Origin of the sequence: Rufibacter psychrotolerans, assembly GCF_016924645.1 — a bacterium.
In the GTDB taxonomy this organism is placed as follows: Bacteria; Bacteroidota; Bacteroidia; order Cytophagales; family Hymenobacteraceae; genus Nibribacter; species Nibribacter psychrotolerans.
The window spans coordinates 76,066-94,427 of sequence record NZ_JAFFJV010000001.1; the positions used below are offsets into that span (position 1 = coordinate 76,066).

Sequence of the window (18,362 nt, forward strand, 5' to 3'; positions counted from 1 at the left end):
TGTATTACCTTAAACCTGACGATACGATGGAAGAGCAAAATAAAGACCAAGGAACGCCCCAGATGAGCGGGTCTGGCAGCAATAACAGCCAGGACGGAAACCGTGGAGAGGGCGTATTCGCAGACCACAACTACGGCACCAAGGCAGAGGGCGGCAACACCGCCAACTATGACGCCGACGGCAACTTTGTAGATGACAACGGCAAGCAGGACTACGGCACGCCCCACGTGGACATCAACGGCGGCGGCGACGTGCAGGGCCGCCGCGGCGGCGGGTATGGCGAGAAAGACATGCAGCTGGGCAAACACCCCAACGAGGGCAAGATGCAATCCAAGCACGATGCAGAAAGTGACAAAGATACGGGACACGGCACCCACGCGGGCGGCCTGGGCGACAGCCACAGCGGCTTCAAAGGCAACCACAACGGCAACGACGGTACCGGCGGCGGCCGCAGCAGCGGGCATGCCGGCCACGGCGGCGACCCCGATGACCAGAAGTACTCCCCCAACAAAGGCGGAAAAGACGATAACAATGACCCCAACGTAGCGGGCAGAGGTTCTAAGAACTACTAACCTGCGCAGCCCGGCAAGGCCTGTCTCTTCTCAGGAGGAGACAGGCCTTGCTGTTTTTGGGCTGTTCTGCCAAAAACCGGCCTAAAACCCACCGGCTTAAACACAGCGCCCTCCGCAATTTATCCGTAGAAAGGCTGAGTTGCCCCACCCGTAGCCCACCCAAAACCCGGCTATAGTGGGGCGGCTGTCACCCAGGAACCCCGTGCCATGAGCCTAGAAGAATACAACCAGAAACGACACTTTGACCAGACCCCCGAACCCGAATGGAAGGAAACCAAGGGCAAGGGAGCGCTCCGGTTTGTGGTGCACCGGCACCAGGCCTCCAAACTGCACTATGATTTCCGGCTGGAGCTGGGCGGCGTGCTCAAAAGCTGGGCCGTTCCCAAAGGTCCCTCCCTAAACCCCGCCCACAAACGCCTGGCCGTGGCGGTGGAAGACCATCCCTTTAGTTACCGTACCTTTGAGGGCGACATCCCCGAAGGGAATTACGGCGCCGGCCACGTAGCCATCTGGGACCAAGGTACCTTGCACGCCGTGGGCACCACCGCCCGCGCTGCCGGTGAAAAGCAGCTATTACAGGAACTGGCCCAAGGTAACCTGCACTTCAGGCTGGAGGGCGAAAAACTGCAGGGCGAATTCTCCCTGGTGAAAATGAAAGGCCGGCAGCAAGACGCCTGGCTGCTCCTGAAAAAGCAGGACCAGTTCGCCACCGAGGAGGACTACAATGCCGAGGACTACGTGCCGGGGACAACGGCAGCGGCCCCCAGAAAAGCGCCGGCAAAGAAAGCTGCCCCTACCAAGGCCGACGTGGCAAGCGCCCCCACCCAAAAAGCGACCAAATCTTCAAAAACAGCCCTAAAACAGAAACCAGAAACCAGTGAATTCACCCTGGAGCTGGACGGGCACCAGGTACCCATCAGTAACCCAGATAAGCTGTATTGGCCGGAGGAAGGCATCACCAAAAAAGACCTGGTGCTCTACTATCAGGCCATGGCCCCCGTGCTGTTGCCTTACCTGCAAGACCGGCCCCAGTCGTTGCTCCGGCACCCCAATGGCACTACCAAACCGGGCTTCTTCCAGAAAGACGCGGGGGAGCAGGCGCCTGATTGGGTAGAGACCATCACCATCACGGCAGCGTCAACGGGCAAGGACGTGGCGTACCTGGTCTGCCAGAACAACGCCACCCTGGCCTACCTCAACAACCTGGGCTGCATTCAGCTGAACCCCTGGAACGCCCGTCGGTCACACCTGGACCAGCCCGATTACCTGGTGCTGGACTTGGACCCCGGTGAGAACACCTACGACGAGGTAGTGGAGACCGCCCTGGTGGCCAAACAAATGCTGGACGAGCTGGAGATTCCGGTGTACGCCAAGACCTCGGGGGCCACGGGCATGCACCTGTACGTGCCTTTAGGGGCCCGCTGGCCGTTTGAGCCGGTGAAGGAACTGGCCCACCTGCTGGCCCAGCGGGTGCACCAGCAACTGCCCAAACTTACCAGCCTGGAGCGCAGCCCCAAGGAGCGCCGGCACCAGATCTACCTGGACTACCTGCAGAACGCCACCGCCCAGACCATTGCGGCACCGTACAGCGTGCGGCCCCGGCCGGGCGCTCCCGTTTCCACGCCCCTGGACTGGAAAGAAGTAAAAACCGGATTGCACCCTTCGCAGTTTACCATACACAACGTGCCTGCGCGGGTGAAAAAGCGGGGCGACCTCTTTCAACCGGTGCTGGGCGAAGGCCTTGACGTGGCCGCGTACCTGAAAAAACTCAAAACCTAAGACTTATGGAAAACCGAACCAAAAACAACCTGCTGCTTGCCGGGGCCGGCGCGGGAGCCCTGCTCGCGCTTACCTATTTCTCGCGCAAGAAGCATGAATTCTCCTTTAAAGACCGCACCGTGTTGATCACCGGGGGCAGCCGGGGGCTGGGCCTGGTCTTGGCGCGCATGTTCGCGGAGCAGGGTGCCCGCATTGCCATCTGCTCGCGCACCCAGCACCAACTGGACGCCGCCCGCGAGGAACTGCAGGCCGGCGGAGCCACGGTGCGCGCCTTCAACTGTGACGTGAGCGACCAGGCCCAGGTGAAAGCCATGATCTCTGACATCAGCCAGCAGCTGGGGCCGGTGGAGGTGCTCATCAACAACGCCGGCATTATTGCCGCCGGTCCCCTGGAGGAGATGACCGTCCATGACTTCAAAGCCGCCATGGACATCCACTACTGGGGTTCGCTCTACACCATGCTGGAGGTACTCCCCGAGATGAAGCGGCGCGGCGAGGGGCGCATTGTCAACATTGCCTCCATTGGCGGGAAGGTGAGCGTGCCCCACCTGGTGCCCTACAGCGGCAGCAAGTTCGCGCTGGTGGGCCTGTCAGAAGGATTCAGGGCAGAGCTGCTCAAAGACGGCATTTACGTCACCACCATCAACCCCTCGCTCATGCGCACGGGCAGCGCCCGCAACGCTTTTGTGAAAGGGCAGAACCAGAAGGAATACACCGCCTTCGCCCTGCTGGATGCCAACCCCATGATCTCGCTGGCCGCTGATACTGCTGCCCGTAAAATCATGGACGCCTGCCGCTACGGCCGGGCCGAGGCCACCCTGGGCCTGAACGGCAAGCTCATCAACGCGGTGCACGGCCTGTTCCCTGGCCTGGTCACCGATTTGTTCGGGATGGTGAACTACTTCCTGCCCGGCCCGGGTGGGGTAGGCAAGAAAGCGGTGCGCGGCTATGAGAGCGAGACGGAGCTTACCCAGTCGGTACTGAATGCGCCCAACCAGAAAGCGGCCCGAGAGAACAATGAACTGTAGCCCAGGCGCTGCCTTTGCCAGCTGCTTAGGCTGACTTTTTCCAGGAGGCTGTTTCAGGGCTAAAATCCTAGAATCGGCCCTGAAACAGGCTGTCCCTGCGTCTGGGGGCTTTTGCTTCTGTTGCGCCTCTGGAAGAAAACGCTGAGGTTCTAGCGGTTACCTCCTGACAAAACCGCCAAACCTTCGTACAACTATTCTCATTCACTAACCTGTACACCTATGAGCGACACCACAGTGACCAAAATTGACGGGGCGTTTTCCCCCAAGGGAGAAGACGACGAAAAGTACCTGGCCTCGGGCAAAACCGTTGCCATGCGCCTCTGGGAAAACGAACAACCCGGCGACTCCAAACCCGAGGTAAGGCGTGAGTACGAGACCGTGGGCTACGTGATCGCGGGCCGGGCCGAACTGCACGTGGAAGGCCAGATGGTTTTGCTGGAACCGGGCAACTCGTACGTGGTACCCAAGGGGGCCTCGCATACCTACAAGATCCTGGAGGCATTCACCGCCGTGGAGGCCACTTCGCCACCGGCGCAGGTAAAAGGCAGGGACGAGGGCTAAGCAGGAGCCGCTGGGCCGGCGGCTGGCCAGTTTACGCAGGTGCGCCGCCGCCCCGGTTGCCAACGAGGGTACCCATAGGAGCCTCCGCGGGCCGGCTCCGGTCCCGTTGGTTGGTGCAGCATCAATGCCAGATAGAAAGATGAGCAGGAACGAACAGCAGGATTTCTTTGAGAGCATCAGCAGGCTTGACTTTGAGCAGGCCCGCATCAAGCATGTTCTGTTCAAATCAAAGCTGCGCGCCATGTTGTACGGGGCCAGCATTGACACCGAGCCCGTTATTTCTCCCACCGACTGTTCCCTGGGCAAATGGATTTACCAGGTAGCCCTGCCCCGCATCGGGCACCTGCCCGAGGTGAAGGAACTGGAGCGGGTGCACCATGACATGCACGTGATTGCGCGCCGCCTGTGGGCGGAGTACCAGAAAGGCAACCAGGAGCAAGCCCTGCAGGGCCTGCAGCAGGTAGACGCCACCGCCGAGAAACTCCTGCACCTGCTCACCGTGATTGAGCGCAAGGCGGTGGGCTAGAGAGTTGGCCACCACGGACGGGAAGCGGCGGATTCCGCAACCCTTCGGGTGCCCAGAAAGAACTTTTTGCCCCGGTTGCAGTACAAACAAAGGGCCCATGCAGTAATGGGTAAAATGTGTTACCAAAGCAAAACCGTATGTCAGATAAAATAGAACCAACCGACAACGCAGACAACGTGCAGAAGTCAGACCAGGCAGGATCAGAGACCAGCTCGGCCACCAACCAGAACCAGGGCCGCCAGTCAGAACGTCAGCGTGACAGTGGCAGCAGCAATGACACGTACAAGCGGTCCATGACCGGGTATGACAGCACCAAGCAAGACGAGAACTTCAGCGGCACGGAGCGCGCCTCGGGCGGGGCCACCATTGACGAGCGTGACCCTAATGACGGCGATGCCAACCAGGAAAACAATTATTAGCCTTCTATAAAAAGCCCCTTGCTCCATCTGCCAGGGGCTTTTTTGTGCTTTCCCGGGAACTAAAAAAATATTTTTGGTGCAGCCTGCCGCACCTTTGTTTTGGGGCCGTTCTCGTAAAAATTGGCAGAAAACTTGCTGATAAGAGATGTACGCAATGATTTGGCAGTGTTTTCGTTGAATCATACGGCGTGTTCTTCTGTTCTAAAACTATATGAAAAAGCATATGAAAAAGGTTCTTTTATCAGTACTGGCCGGGTTGCTTTTAACCGGGGCGTCGGTGGGCACACCGGCGGTGGCTGAGACCAGGGGAGCGGCGGCGACAGCCTATGCAGCGCCTGCGGTAGGAGCCCGGGACATTATCACCGAGATCATTGACGTGGTGGGCCTGAAGCCCCGGTTTGAGGTGCGGGCCGCCAACGTGCCCAACGCCGCCGCCGTGATCCTGAACGGCCAGCGCTACATTCTCTACAATGAGCAATTTGTGAGCCGGCTGAACAACGCGCTTAAAACCGACTGGGCCGGGGTAAGCATCCTGGCGCACGAGATTGGGCACCACCTGAACGGGCACACGCTCTCAAAAACCGGCAGCAACCACCGCGATGAGTTGGAGGCCGATGAGTTCTCTGGGTTTGTGCTGCGCAAGATGGGCGCCAGCCTGAGCGAGGCCCAGGCCGCCATTGGGGCCCTGGCCGAAGAAGAGGACTCTTACACCCACCCGGGCCGGAGTTCGCGCCTGGCCGCCATCAGCAAAGGCTGGCGCAACGCCGAGAGCCAGATCCTGGCCAGCGCCAAAGCCGGTACGCCCAACCGCAGGGTTGCCGTAGACAGAGGTGCCGTGGCCCAGCAGCAGACCGTGACCACCCCCACCAGACGCACGTCGGCCCGCATGGGGTCCCAGCAGATCATGCGCCAGGTGAAACTGGCCAGCGCCCCGCAGGAGCGCATCTACGTGACCACCGCGTTCAACCTGGTGCGCGAAACCGCCAGCGGGCTGGAAGTAATTGGCAAGCTGCAGAAAACCAACAACAGCAGATTCCCTTACGTGCTGGAGAGCCGTTACTTTGACTACCTCTTCGTAAGCACCGACGGGTTATTATTGAACGAAGACGGCAGACGGGTAGGGGTGTTAACCACCACCTAACCGTTGAGGCCCTACTTGCATACACCGCCACCTTCCAGCCAGAGGGTGGCGGTTTTTTTATGGCGGGTTCAGCCCGGTTTTGCGGAAAACTGCCTAAAAACAGCCGGCAAGCACCGCTTCAGCGGGATGGTTGACCAATCACCACCAGGCGCTACCGTTTTTGACCTGTTTTTATGAAAACCGCCGAAAAACCGCGCCTGCCAGGCCAACTGGTGCAAGATTCCATTTTTTGCCGTACCTTTTGGGTATGAACCAGTCCTTCTTCCTGCCCCGCTTTTTGGCCGGGGCCCTCTGTATCTGCTCCCTCAGCCTAACCTCCTGCGCCCAGCAGGTGTATGAGCCCAGCCAGATCCTCAAAGACGTTGAAATCCTGGCCGCCGACTCACTGGAGGGGCGCCTGCCCAACACGCCGGGCCACGGCAAGGCCCAACAATATCTTTTGCAGCGTTTCCAGAGCATCGGCCTGAAGCCGGTGGGTACGCAGTACCAGCATGCTTTTACCTTTACGCCCCGCAACAGCTCCATCAGCCAGCCAGGGGTGAACCTGGTGGGCATGATTCCGGGCAAGTCTGAGAAGGTGATTGTGGTGTCGGCGCACTATGACCACGTGGGCATCCGGAACGGGAAAGTCTACAACGGGGCCGATGACGACGCCTCGGGCATTGGCGCCATCCTGGCCCTGGCCACCCAGTTCCAGAAGCAGAAACCGCAGCACACCCTGGTTTTTGTGGCGTTTGACGCCGAGGAGCAGGGCTTGCAGGGATCCAATGCCTTTGTGGCCAACCTGCCCTTCGCCAAGGAACGGGTGCTCCTCAACGTGAACCTGGACATGGTGAGCATTTCTGAGAAGAACGAGCTGTACGCCGCCGGCACCTACCACCATCCGGCCCTGAAGCCGCTGCTGGAGCAGGTAAAGGTGCCCCAGGGCTTGCACCTGCGCTTAGGGCACGACCGGCCCGAGCAAGGTCCCAATGACTGGACCCTGCAGTCTGACCACGGAAGCTTTCACCGGGCCCAGATCCCGTTCATTTACTTCGGGGTAGAGGACCATCCGCATTACCACCAGGAGACCGATGAGTTCCGCAACATCCACCAAGCCTTCTACCTGAAAGCGGTGGAGACCATTCAGAGGGCCGTGGAAGTGCTGGACCAGCAACTGCCCCTGTAAGGCGGAGAGGGACAGATAATTCCGGCCTTTTTTACGCAAATCGGTTTTAGGCTCATTTCATGAAAATGGGCCTAAAACCGATTTTCTGTTTTTACCCCTAAGAGGGGTGTTATGTTAACCAGCGGCTGTTCTCAGGATTGTAGAAGCCAAAAATACGTTTGTTAGCCTAGTTGTACTATTCTAAGTAGTAAAACCCTTTAAAATATAAACCGTTTAAGACCTAGCCTCTAAACCGATGTTTCACCAACAACGAAAGCATGGTCAAGAATCAAACGTATGGACTTTTACTCTTAATCATTCTCCCGTTCCTGAAAGAAATCACAGGATCCACCACGCCGGCCCCGGCAATGCCCGTGCTGGAGCACCGGCCTATGGTGGCGAAGGCAATGCCCCAACCAGAGCCCGAATCTATTGCGGTAGACGCCTCGGTGTACTTCCCGGTGGAAGAACAGACCGACGAGGACCCGCTGGTCACCGCCGATGGCTCCCGCATCAATGAACACAATCCCCGCGGTCACCGCTGGCTGGCCTTGTCCAGAAATCTGCTTTCCCGCTGGGGCGGCCAGATTGCGTACGGCGACTCGGTGAAGGTAGAAGGCATTTCCCCGCAGTTAGACGGGGTGTACGTGGTACGGGATGCCATGCACCGCCGCATTAAAAACCGGGTAGACATTCTGGTAGGCCCTAATGACGAGATCATGGGCTACTGGGAAGACGTAAAGCTTACTAAGCTGTAAAAGATTATTAAAGCATACCTTCCTCAGCAAAAGGCCGCTCCTGTAAAAAGGAGGGGCCTTTTTTTGTTTGAGAAGCAGATAGCTTGATTTTAAGTGCTTGATAGTCAATGAAGTAATTGCCTGGTGTTGTGCTTTTTACAAACCGCTGTACCTCCTCCTGTAAATTTTGGCACGGTTTTTCCATTTAGCCAAGCACAGCCCACCCAAGGGCGGCGAAAGAGAAAGTACAAGCATTATGAAGAAGATACTACTTATGATGGCGGTTCTCATGGGAGGGCTCCTCAGCGAAGGTTTCGCCCAGACAGGCGACGGTGTCCGGATAGGCATCAAAGGCGGGTACAGCGTCATGGGCTGGCAGGGCGAAACGGTGAAAAGTTTTGGCGACCTGCTGGAGTACACCAACGGCAACGTGACCACCAAAATGCGCCAGGGCTTTCATGCCGGGGCGTACCTGAGCATCCCCATGGGCAACGGGTTTGAGTTTGAGCCCGGGGTGCAGTACTCGCAGAAAGGGATGGTGCTGGAAGGCCGCGTGCCCGGTGACGTAGGCACCTACACCAACGCCAAGGTGACCCTCACCAACAAAGCCGAATACATTGACGTGCCGCTGCTGGCCAAGGTGTACGTGGGCGAGGGCTTCAACTTGTTTGCCGGTCCGCAGGTGTCTTTCCTGGTGTCCAATAAAGTGAACGTGAACGCCGGGGCCTTTGGGTTCTCTGCTTACAACGATGATTTTGAGTGGCAGAACAGCCAGCGCAAGGTAGACGTGGGCGCTGCGGCGGGTGCCGGTTACCAGTTCCAGAACGGACTGAACATCAGCGGAAGCTATGACATGGGCTTCACCACCATAGACGACAACGCCGATTACAAATCATACAACCACGGGTTCAAAGCATCGGTTGGGTTCAGATTCTAAAGAGTAGTAGTTGTATAGTGAATGTGTTATAGGATGAGTGGAAAAACGGCGGACATTGTCCGCCGTTTTTTTTTGCTATTGGTTGGCGGCCTTAGGGCTCCGCTTCCCGGAAGACTGGCCATCGGCGCCCAGTCGGCCCTTGGTGAGGTTGGACACGCTGGACATAAGCCGGTCTGTGGGGATGCGCTTGGTGATAAGCGCGTAGAGGAGTGCCGCGCCGGCCGCCCCTGCCGCAATGTACAGGGCGGTTTTGAGGGGCCTGTTCGCGGCGGGCGAGGCAATGGCGGCTGGCAACCCACCGGGGGCTGGCGCATAGCCGGCTGCTTCGCGCAGCTGGTGCAGGTAAGTTAACACATCGGTGGAGGCTTCGCGCTGGCGCAGGATCACGCCGCGCACCTCGGCGGGCAGTTCATGGTCCAGGGCATCGCGGTAGGCTTTCTGCGCCCACTCCTCGCCGTAAATGTTGGAGCCCAGGATGGCTTCCTCGTTGCCGCCGGTGAGGGTGGCTTTCAGGTCCATCCATTGCCGGTATAGTTTTCCTTTGCCGGTGGTCCCAAACTCTGGGATGCCGCCGTGTTGCTGGATGATCTGGTTCAGTTCATTGGCGAACGCCAGGCGTTGCTGGGCAAACCGGCGATAAGCATCCTGGCGAGCGGTGTCTGTACTTTCCTTGGCGGCGCGCTCGTAGCCTTCCAGGCCATCATGCACAAATTCGTTCAGTTCCTGTAGAACCTGCACGACTTTTTGTTTCTCGTTCGTTGACATATGTTCGGTTATGGGTTATCAGTTTTTATGAACGTGAACCACCCAAACAGGTTTAGGAAAAATACCTAGCGGTCTTCCTGAGAAACAAAAGGGACTATGAGCCATTTGGCGCCGTTTTGGAGAAAACAGGCCCAAAACCCGCCAAGCCGCTAGGCCACCTCAAACTGTTAGGGCAGGTTGAACGGCAACTGCCGGCGCTTGCTGCGGCCGTTCAGGTCGGTGAGGAACTGGTTGAGCTGGTCCTGGTACTCCAGGTGGTAGTCTTCATGCAGGTACTTCTGAATGAGCGATATGGTGCGCAGCACCAGCCGGGCCGTGGCCACGTAGAAACCCTTGTAAATGCTATCAAACTGACCGGTGAAATTCTCAAAGACCAGCCCCAGCAGGTACAGGTGCAGTTCCACCTCGCCTTTACGGTCTTTGGTGATGCGGTAGTAGCGGGCAATTTCCTGCGTGCTTTTCTTGAGGGCCCGGTTCAGGGCCTTGCTCAGGCTTCGGCCGTTGGCGGTGAACAGAATATCATGGATGATCTGGGTGCTGCGCTCAAACAAGGTTTCCAGGGTAACCTCGTCCAGCAGTTCAAAGGCCAGGGTGTCGTACGCTTCGGCGTCTTTGCGCACCAGCCGCAGAATCAGGGCTTCTTTCTCTTTCTCGCTTAGTTGCTTCAACGCCTGCTTAAAGTCAGCGGAGGGTACGGGCATGCTTGGTGAATTAGGAATTAATAACATGGAACTGAGCCATTGAGAGTACATGAGGCTCAATTCTTTAGCAAAAGTACGGCTTTGTTAGCAATTGCGCCACAAAGAGCACGGGCGGCCGAAATCTTCTCAAAGGATTATCGCTTTTGTGACTGCAAGAGCCATGGCGGGCAGCCGAAAGGGAACGCGGTGCCTTTGGGGGTTGGGCCGTACGTTCTTAAAATCGTAATTTGGGCCCAAAAATTGAAAATTACTCCATGAGCCATACCAATAGATTAGCTGGCATCCGGCAGCAGATGCAGGCGCAGGGCGTGAGCGCCTACATCATTCCCTCGGCAGACCCGCACTTGAGCGAGTACGTGCCAGACCGTTACAAATGCATTGCCTTCGCCTCGGGCTTTACCGGCTCGGCGGGCACGCTGGTGATTACCCAGGATTTTGCCGGCCTCTGGACCGATGCCCGTTACTTTGAGCAGGCCCAGGAACAGTTGGCCGGATCGGGCTTTGAGCTGGTGAAACTGAAGGTGCAGCACGCGCCAGAGTACATTCAGTGGCTGGTCGAACGATTAACAGGCGGCGAAACCGTGGCCTTTGACGGAAGGCTGATGTCCTTGACTCTGGCCCGGTTGCTGGAGCAGCAATTGAAGCGCCGCGGCATCCAACTAGCCAGCGACCGCGACTACCTGGAGGCCGTTTGGCAAGACCGCCCGGCCCTGCCCACCGCCCCCGCGTTCTTGCTGGACGAGCAGATCACCGGCAAATCAATGGAAGAAAAACTGCAGGAAGTGCGGGTCGCCCTTCGGCAAGCCGGAACCCAGTTTCACCTGATCTCCTCCTTGGATGACCTGGCCTGGCTGTTCAACGTGCGCGGCAGCGATGTGAAATGCAACCCCGTGGTGCTGGGCTTCGCCCTGATTAGCCAAGACCAGGCCGTGTTGTTCATGGACGAAGCCAAACTGAACCCCGCAGACAAAGCCCGGCTGGAAAAGGCCGGAGTTACGCTGCAACCCTACGATGCAGTGGGGCAGGCCCTGAGCCAGTTGCCCGCAGACGCTTCTATTTACCTGGACCCGAAACGCACCTGTCAGGCCCTGTTTGAGCAAGTGCCGGTTCAAATGAACGTGGTGCAGGAAACCAACCCCACCACCGTTTTAAAAGCCGTGAAGAATGGGGTAGAGGCCGCCCATACCCGCACCACCATGGTGAAAGACGGCGTGGCCCTTACCCGGTTTTTCAAGTGGTTAGAGGAAAACATCACGAAAACAGACATCACCGAAATCTCTGCCGCCGAGAAGCTGCGGGAGTTTAGGGCGGAGCAGGAAGGCTTCGTGGGCGAGAGTTTCGATACTATTGCGGGCTACCGCGCGCACGGCGCCCTGCCGCACTACAAAGCCACCCCGGAAAGCGACGCGGTACTGAAACCCGAGGGGCTGTTCCTGCTGGACTCGGGCGGACAGTACCAGACCGGTACCACCGATATCACCCGCGTCATCTCCCTGGGCCACCTCACCGAGGAGGAGAAAACCGATTACACCCTGGTGTTGAAAGGCATGATTGACGGTTCCACCGCCCGCTTTCCTAAAGGTACCCGCGGTTACCAGATAGACGCCATCACCCGCAAGCCATTATGGGACCACGCGCGCAACTACGGCCACGGCACCGGCCACGGCGTAGGCTTCTTCCTGAACGTGCACGAGGGGCCGCACACCTTCAATCCTACGCCTTTGCCCGTGGACATTGAATTGGGCATGATCACCTCGGTGGAGCCCGGCATTTACCGCCCCGGCCGCTACGGCATCCGGATTGAGAACCTGGTGCTCACCGTACCAGATGAAACAAATGAGTTCGGGGAGTTCTACACCTTTGAAACGCTCACCCAGTTCCTGATTGACACGGCCCCGGTGAACAAAGCCCTGCTGGAGCCGCACCACATCCAATGGCTGAACCAGTATAACCAACAGGTAGTGGAGAAACTGGCCCCCCACCTGGCACCCGATGAACAGGTCTGGCTCCAGGAAAAAGCAAAGGCTATTTAGCGATTGGGTTTCTCTTAAAAACAAAAGAGCGGCATCTGATAGGTGCCGCTCTTTTGTTTTGGGTCTGTTTTAGCCAAAACCGGCCTAAAACCCAGCGCTACTGCTTGGGCATGTACTTATCCCGAATGGCCTTGAACTCAGAGCCGGCTTTCCACTGGGGCCACTCCTTGGAGAAGGCCAGGCGCCGGCCCAGCTGGTAGAGCAACTGCAGGTCGGCCACGGCGCCGTCTAGCTTGAAGGCGGCGTTCACCTCATCGTTGGGTTTGTGGTAGATGTTGGCGGTGAAATGGTCCAGCAGCTTTTTGCCCTCGGCCTTGCCCAGTTGCACGTGGTCAATGCCCATGCCGGTGAACAGCGCCGGAATGCCGGTCTTGGCGAAGTTGAAGTGGTCTGAGCGGTAGTACAGGCCGGCCTCGGGGTTGGGTTCGGGGGCCACGTAGCGGCCTTCTTTGCGGGCCTCCTGGGCCAGCATTTCTTCCAGCTCAGACTGGCCCCGGCCAATGAGCACGATGTCTTTGGTGAGGCCCAGGGGAGTGAGCATGTCCATGTTGAGGTTGGCCACGGTTTTCTCTTTGGGGACCGTGGGGTTCTCGGCGTAGAATTGCGAGCCTAGCAGACCTTGCTCCTCGGCGGTGACCGCCAGGAACACCACGGTCCGGTCGGGCTGCTGTCCCTGCGCCTTGAACGCCTTGGCTACGGCCAGCAAACCGGCGGTACCGCTGGCGTTGTCGGCGGCGCCGTTGTAAATGCTGTCGTTCTGCTGGTTTTTCTTGCCGATGCCCAGGTGGTCCCAGTGCGCTGAGTACACGATGGCTTCCTGGACCTGGTTGCCGCCGCTGATCTTGGCGATGAAGTTATAGGAAGTATCATGCTTTACCCGGGCTTTCAGGGAAGTGCTCACCGTCTGGCCCAGCGAACTGCCCTTGAATCCGGGCTTGGCGGCGCGTTGCAGTTCAGATTGGAAATTCTTGCCGGCCGCGGCGAAGAGTTTCTCGGCCACGGGCGTGGTGATCCAGCCTTCCATGGCGCAGCGGTACGCGTCCTGGCCCTTGGGTGCCAGGTAGAACTTAGACGTGTTCCAGTTGTTCTGCACTACCTGGAAGCCGTAGCCGGCCGGTTCGGTGGCGTGCACAATGAGGCAACCCTTGGCTCCCTGGCGAGCCGCTTCCTCCAGTTTGTAGGTCCAGCGGCCATAATACGTCATGGTGCGGCCTTTGAAAAAGGTGGTGTCTGAAGAGTAGAACCCCGGGTCGCTCACCAGCACCACCACTACTTTGTCTTTCACGTTGAGTCCGGCGTAGTCGTTCCAGTTGTACTCCGGCGCCACAATCCCGAACCCGGCAAACACCAGCTCGCTGTCTTTGATGGACACGTTCTCCTCGGGGCGTCTGGCCCAGATCACGTAATCTTCCAAGCCTTTCAGGGTCATGGATTTTTTGCCTTTCACGGTCATGGTAGGGGCAGGGGAGGAGGTGATTTCCACCATGGGCACTTCTTGCAGGTAGCTGTTGCCGTTGCCCGGTTCCAGCCCCAATGCCTTGGCTTCCTGCTCCAGGTAAGCGAGTGTTTTCTTCTCGCCGTTGGAGAACGGTTTGCGGCCCTCCATAGCATCAGACGCCAGCGCAGTCACATAGGTGCGGTAGCTGTCTTCCGTCACCCGCACTTCCGGGGCAGCCGTCGCCTCTGGGGTGGCTACGGCCGAAGTGGTCTGGGGACTGGTGGACTGGCAAGCGGATAAGAAGCCTATACTAAGCGGAATAGCCCAGAAATGAAGTCGTTTAAGCATAAGGGATGATTTGGTGAGATCGTGTCTATTTAAGTTGGAAAGTAACTTTTACCGTAGCAGTGACAGAGATGCTCTGGGGGATTTCTATCAAGGTGCCCTCATTGGATCCACCTATCGCATTTTCCCCAGCGGCTGCGTACATATCATCATTTGAATAATTGTTAAACATGGGGTCGGTGTCATCGGTGTCAGCAATTCTGACGATGCGTTTTATTTTTCTGTTCCCTGATATTGCCAAAACCTCCGCCTTGTCAGTGGCTGTTTTCACGGCTTTGGCCAGTACTTCTTTTTTCATTTCACCTTCTTTGGAAGAGGTAAATGCGCTGCCGAAGGTGATCACGCCTTCTCTGATCAATCTATCTCGTATAGCCGGGTAGGTTTGAAGCGAATCAATGGTGAACGAAATCTCCTGACGCCCTTCAAAATACCAGACAGGTTCTTCGTCATCCTTAGCATAGGAAGGCCGCTTGCCCACTGACAGCAGTGAGTAAGAAATCTTATTAGCTGGAATATGCAAGTCTCTCAGGATTGTGACGATTTTAGTTTCCATGGCCTTGTGTTTGGAGTACATTTTATCAAGGCTTAAGGTGTCTGTGGAGATCAGGTAGATGTTGAAACTGACTTGGTCAGCAGGTGCATCAATGGTAGCCTGTCCCATGACTACGATCCTGTTGTCAGGGGAAATGGTCTGGGCTGACACCAGACTGGAAACAAGCACGAGAAGGGCCGAAAGAAGTCTCTTCATGAGTGGGGTATCTAAGTTTGACCAAAGATAAGTGACAGAGTAGAAACAAAAAGGGAGCCTTTACCAAGGCTCCCTTTTTGTTTCCTGTTTCAGACCTGTTTTCTGAAAAACAGTCCAGAAATGGAGTTCTTACTTTAAATGCTCATCAAAGTACTGCGTCACCTTCTTGTACAGGTGCACGCGGTCTTTGCCCATCACGTTATGCGGGTGGCCCGGGTACACGAAATAATCCAGCAGCACGCCTTCATCTACGGCTTTCTTGAGGAAAGCCTGGCTGTGTTGCCACAACACCACATCGTCAACGGTGCCGTGGATCATGAGCAGTTTGCCTTTCAGGTTTTTTACGTAGTTGAGCAGGTTGGCTTTCTGGAAACCCTCGGGGTTTTCCTGGGGCGTGTCCATGTAGCGCTCGGTGTACATGATCTCGTAGAGGCGCCAGTCAATCACGGGACCACCGGCGATGCCTACTTTGAACACGTCTGGGTGTTTCAGCATTAAAGAAGTGGTCATGAAGCCGCCGTAGCTCCAGCCGTGCACACCCAGGCGGGACGCATCTACGTAAGGCAGGCCCTTGAGGTATTCTACGCCTTTCAGTTGGTCGCTCACCTCAGGGGTGCCTACCTGCCGGAAGATGGCCTGCTCAAACGCCCGGCCTCTATCGGCGGAGCCGCGGTTGTCCAAGGTGAAGACAATGTAGCCTTTCTGGGCCATCATTTGCATCCAGAGGTTAGAGCCACCCAGCCAGCTGTTGGTGATCATTTGGGCGTGCGGACCGCCGTACACGTACACCACCACCGGGTATTTCTTCTTCTCATCGAAGTTGGGCGGAGTGATCATGCGGCAGAAAAGATCGGTACCGTCCTCGGCCTTGATGGGGAAAATGGTGGTCTCGCCTAGTTTGTAGTCCTGCAGCGGATTTTGGGCCACCAGCAAGGTTTTGGCCACTTTCCCGGCATCGGTGTCCAGGATACGGATGGTGCGCGGGGTTACCGGGCTGCTGTAGTTATCAATGAAGTACTGGCTGGTGGGCCCGAAGCTGATGTTGTGCACGCCGCTTCCCTGGGTGAGTCTACCGGTACGGCCGGTACTGAGTTCTACGGCATACAGATGGCGCTCCAGCGGGCTTTCGGCGGTGGAGGTGTAGTACGTTTCGCGGCCGTTTTTGTCAAAACCCACTAAATCCGTCACCACCCACTCGCCTTTGGTCAGTTGCCTAATGAGCTGGCCGTTTGTGTTGTAGAGGTACAGGTGGTTGAAGCCGTCGCGCTCACTAATCCACACGAATTGGTCAGTTCTGCCCGGCACAAAGTACAGCGGGTGCTCTGGCTCAACCCATTTCTCGTTCTGCTCCTCAAACAGGGTTTTCACGAAGGCTCCGGTAGCGGCATCGTACTGGTTCAGCCACATGTGGTTCTGGGCGCGGTTCACCACGGCCAGGTAGATGTGTTTCTCGTCGGGGCTCCAGGTCAGGTTAGTGAGGTACTGCTCGGCGGGCTCGCCGGTTTTCAGGAAGACGGTTTTGCCGGAGGCCACGTTGTACACACCCACGGTTACGTGGTGGCTTTTGGCGCCCGCCATGGGGTACTTGATGTTGTTGAGTTTGGCGGGCATCTGGTCAATGCTCACCAGCGGGTAATCGGTGACCATGGTCTGGTCCATGCGGTAAAAGGCCAGGCTGTTGCCGCTGGGGCTCCAGAACGTACCCTTCCTGATCCCGAACTCAGAGCGGTGGGCCGCCTGTCCGTTCACAATCTCGGGGTTGGTTTCCTGCGTGATGGGCACGTTCTCTTTGCCAGGCTGGGAGATGAACAGGTTCTGCGCTTTGGTATAGGCGGCGCGTTGCTTGTTGGGCGCAAAATCTACATTCTCGGCGGCGGCATCCAGTTTGTAAAAGGCTTGGCCGGTTTTGTTCCGCACGTTGTAGCGGTACACGGTGCCTTTCTGGTTCAGGAGGACTTCCTGGCCGTTGAGCCACTGCAAACCGTTCACGGTGGAGACTTTGCTGGCTCCGGCTTTCTCCAGGGCTGCGCTCAGGTCGGTGGCGGTTAAGATGACCTGAGGATTGCCTTTGAGGCCTCCGCGCAGAAGCTGGTCGTAGCGGTCACTTACGTAACTGTACTCGTTGGTGCCGGGCACCCAGGTGAGCTGGCGCAGGTTGGCCGGCGTGAGCGCAGGGTTTTGGAAAGCGTCTTCCACGGTGAGCGTCTTTTGCTGCGCCGTTACCGAAAAAGAAGCCAGAAACAGGAGCCAGAGCAGCAGGAGCCCGGCAAGCGGTTGTTTATGCGTCATATCAGGGTATAATGAAAAATTCAGGCCTCAAAACGGAAAAGTAAACCAAATTCAAAGGCCGGTAGTACAATCAAAAATTAGGCTAAACTACCCATTTTTCAGGAACAAGAGGCGTTTTTTAGCTGTTTTACTTTTGCTGAGACCGGAGCAGAGGAGCTTCCTATACTCATGTTAATTGCTTAATTTTGCGTTATGGACATTCTAACCGAAATTCTGGAGCAGGAAGACGTGCTGTTGTTGGAGGAGACCACTGACATGCGGGAGCTGGTGGTGTACAACGACGACGTAAATACGTTTGAGCACGTGATCAATACCCTGGTGCAGGTCTGCCGCCACACACAGGAGCAGGCTGAGCAGTGTACCATGCTAATCCACTACAAAGGAAAATGCACCGTGAAGCTGGGTACGTTCACCGAGCTGCTGACCATGTGCACCGCCATCCACGACCGGGGTATCTCAGCGGATATCGTTTAAACCCCTGAACTAAAGGATGAATTTTCCTTCCAAACTGATTGAAAACGCGGTAGAGGAATTGGCCAAGTTACCTGGCGTAGGCAAGAAAACGGCCCTGCGGTTGGTATTACACTTGCTCAAAGCCGAGACCGAAGATACCAAACAACTTTCTGAGTCGCTGGTGCGCATGCGTACCGGCATCAGGTATTGTAAAACCTGCCACAACATCTCAGACACCGAGGTGTGCGGCATCTGTGCCAATCCGCTGCGGGACCGTTCTCTGCTCTGCGTGGTGAGCGACATGCGCGATGTGATCGCCATTGAGAACACGGCGCAGTACAAAGGGCTGTACCACGTATTGGGCGGCGTGATCTCCCCGCTGGAAGGCATCGGCCCTTCAGACCTGCACATCCAGTCCCTACTGGAGCGTTTGCCAACGGCTGAGGTCAAGGAGATCATCCTGGCACTGAGCCCTACCATGGAAGGCGACACCACGGCGTTCTACCTCACCAGGAAATTGAAGGATTTCCCGGCCCGTATCTCCAGCATTGCGCGGGGCGTACCCGTGGGCGGCGAACTGGAATACACCGATGAGATTACCCTGGGCCGCAGCATCCTGGACCGCACCGCCTACAGCCAGGGCTGAGTTTTTGGCTTATTTTACAGAAAACACCCCAGAAATAGACCCAAAGCAGGAGCAAAAGTTCCTGCTTTTTTTATGTTTGTAGTTCTTTTTACAAATT

Annotated in this window: 18 protein-coding genes; 13 read left to right on the forward strand and 5 right to left on the reverse strand. The window is 57.0% G+C overall.

Translation table 11 applies throughout. The features are described 5' to 3' along the window. The first annotated feature begins 26 nt into the window (after positions 1-26). From JT718_RS00340 to JT718_RS00385, 10 genes are all read left to right on the forward strand, one after another. Positions 27-572 carry a hypothetical protein gene (locus tag JT718_RS00340; RefSeq protein ID WP_205499682.1) on the forward strand — a complete coding sequence of 182 codons (546 nt, stop codon included), beginning with the start codon at positions 27-29 and terminating at the stop codon, positions 570-572. Between the two features lie 207 nt (positions 573-779). After that, a complete protein-coding gene (ligD, locus tag JT718_RS00345) occupies positions 780-2,351 on the forward strand; it encodes a non-homologous end-joining DNA ligase (protein ID WP_205499683.1) in 1,572 nt (523 codons plus the stop codon). Positions 2,352-2,356: 5 nt separating this feature from the next. Then, positions 2,357-3,379, forward strand: a complete 1,023-nt coding sequence (locus tag JT718_RS00350; RefSeq protein ID WP_205499684.1) for an SDR family NAD(P)-dependent oxidoreductase — start codon at positions 2,357-2,359, stop codon at positions 3,377-3,379. A 219-nt stretch (positions 3,380-3,598) separates the two neighbouring features. Continuing rightward, positions 3,599-3,940, forward strand: a complete 342-nt coding sequence (locus tag JT718_RS00355; protein WP_205499685.1) for a cupin domain-containing protein — start codon at positions 3,599-3,601, stop codon at positions 3,938-3,940. A gap of 139 nt (positions 3,941-4,079) precedes the next feature. Then, positions 4,080-4,466, forward strand: coding sequence for a CZB domain-containing protein (locus JT718_RS00360; protein WP_205499686.1), 387 nt, complete (start codon positions 4,080-4,082; stop codon positions 4,464-4,466). A 137-nt stretch (positions 4,467-4,603) separates the two neighbouring features. Then, positions 4,604-4,885, forward strand: coding sequence for a hypothetical protein (locus tag JT718_RS00365; protein WP_205499687.1), 282 nt, complete (start codon positions 4,604-4,606; stop codon positions 4,883-4,885). A 223-nt stretch (positions 4,886-5,108) separates the two neighbouring features. Next, a complete protein-coding gene (locus tag JT718_RS00370; RefSeq protein ID WP_205499688.1) occupies positions 5,109-6,026 on the forward strand; it encodes a M48 family metalloprotease in 918 nt (305 codons plus the stop codon). A gap of 247 nt (positions 6,027-6,273) precedes the next feature. After that, a complete protein-coding gene (locus JT718_RS00375) occupies positions 6,274-7,194 on the forward strand; it encodes a M20/M25/M40 family metallo-hydrolase (RefSeq protein ID WP_205499689.1) in 921 nt (306 codons plus the stop codon). Positions 7,195-7,451: 257 nt separating this feature from the next. Next, a complete protein-coding gene (locus JT718_RS00380) occupies positions 7,452-7,931 on the forward strand; it encodes an RlpA-like double-psi beta-barrel domain-containing protein (protein WP_205499690.1) in 480 nt (159 codons plus the stop codon). Positions 7,932-8,166: 235 nt separating this feature from the next. After that, complete coding sequence (locus tag JT718_RS00385; protein ID WP_240336846.1) at positions 8,167-8,847, forward strand: porin family protein; 681 nt, start codon at positions 8,167-8,169, stop codon at positions 8,845-8,847. 75 nt (positions 8,848-8,922) lie between these two features. Here the strand turns inward: JT718_RS00385 and JT718_RS00390 are convergent, their stop codons facing one another. Both JT718_RS00390 and JT718_RS00395 read right to left on the reverse strand, forming a co-directional pair. Then, positions 8,923-9,612, reverse strand: a complete 690-nt coding sequence (locus JT718_RS00390) for a ferritin-like domain-containing protein (protein WP_205499691.1) — start codon at positions 9,610-9,612, stop codon at positions 8,923-8,925. Between the two features lie 167 nt (positions 9,613-9,779). After that, a complete protein-coding gene (locus tag JT718_RS00395) occupies positions 9,780-10,313 on the reverse strand; it encodes a hypothetical protein (protein WP_205499692.1) in 534 nt (177 codons plus the stop codon). Positions 10,314-10,567: 254 nt separating this feature from the next. Here JT718_RS00395 and JT718_RS00400 point away from each other — a divergent pair, with 254 nt between their 5' ends. Further along, entirely contained in the window at positions 10,568-12,346 is a 1,779-nt protein-coding gene (locus JT718_RS00400; RefSeq protein WP_205499693.1) for an aminopeptidase P family protein, read from the forward strand. A gap of 97 nt (positions 12,347-12,443) precedes the next feature. Here JT718_RS00400 and JT718_RS00405 read toward each other — a convergent pair whose 3' ends face one another. The 3 genes from JT718_RS00405 to JT718_RS00415 all read right to left on the reverse strand — a co-directional run bounded on the left by JT718_RS00405 (position 12,444) and on the right by JT718_RS00415 (position 17,166). Further along, positions 12,444-14,132: a M28 family metallopeptidase gene (locus tag JT718_RS00405; protein WP_205499694.1), complete on the reverse strand. Its 1,689-nt coding sequence runs from the start codon at positions 14,130-14,132 to the stop codon at positions 12,444-12,446. 25 nt (positions 14,133-14,157) lie between these two features. Continuing rightward, the gene (locus JT718_RS00410) at positions 14,158-14,877 is read right to left on the reverse strand and encodes an SIMPL domain-containing protein (RefSeq protein ID WP_205499695.1); all 720 of its coding nucleotides are present in this window, start codon (positions 14,875-14,877) and stop codon (positions 14,158-14,160) included. A 129-nt stretch (positions 14,878-15,006) separates the two neighbouring features. Beyond that, positions 15,007-17,166, reverse strand: coding sequence for a S9 family peptidase (locus tag JT718_RS00415; RefSeq protein ID WP_205499696.1), 2,160 nt, complete (start codon positions 17,164-17,166; stop codon positions 15,007-15,009). A gap of 192 nt (positions 17,167-17,358) precedes the next feature. Between JT718_RS00415 and JT718_RS00420 the strand changes: the two genes are divergently transcribed. Further along, a complete protein-coding gene (locus tag JT718_RS00420) occupies positions 17,359-17,640 on the forward strand; it encodes an ATP-dependent Clp protease adaptor ClpS (protein ID WP_205499697.1) in 282 nt (93 codons plus the stop codon). 16 nt (positions 17,641-17,656) lie between these two features. Continuing rightward, on the forward strand, positions 17,657-18,265 hold the full coding sequence (recR, locus tag JT718_RS00425) for a recombination mediator RecR (protein ID WP_205499698.1): 609 nt from the start codon (positions 17,657-17,659) through the stop codon (positions 18,263-18,265). The last annotated feature ends 97 nt before the right edge of the window (positions 18,266-18,362 follow it).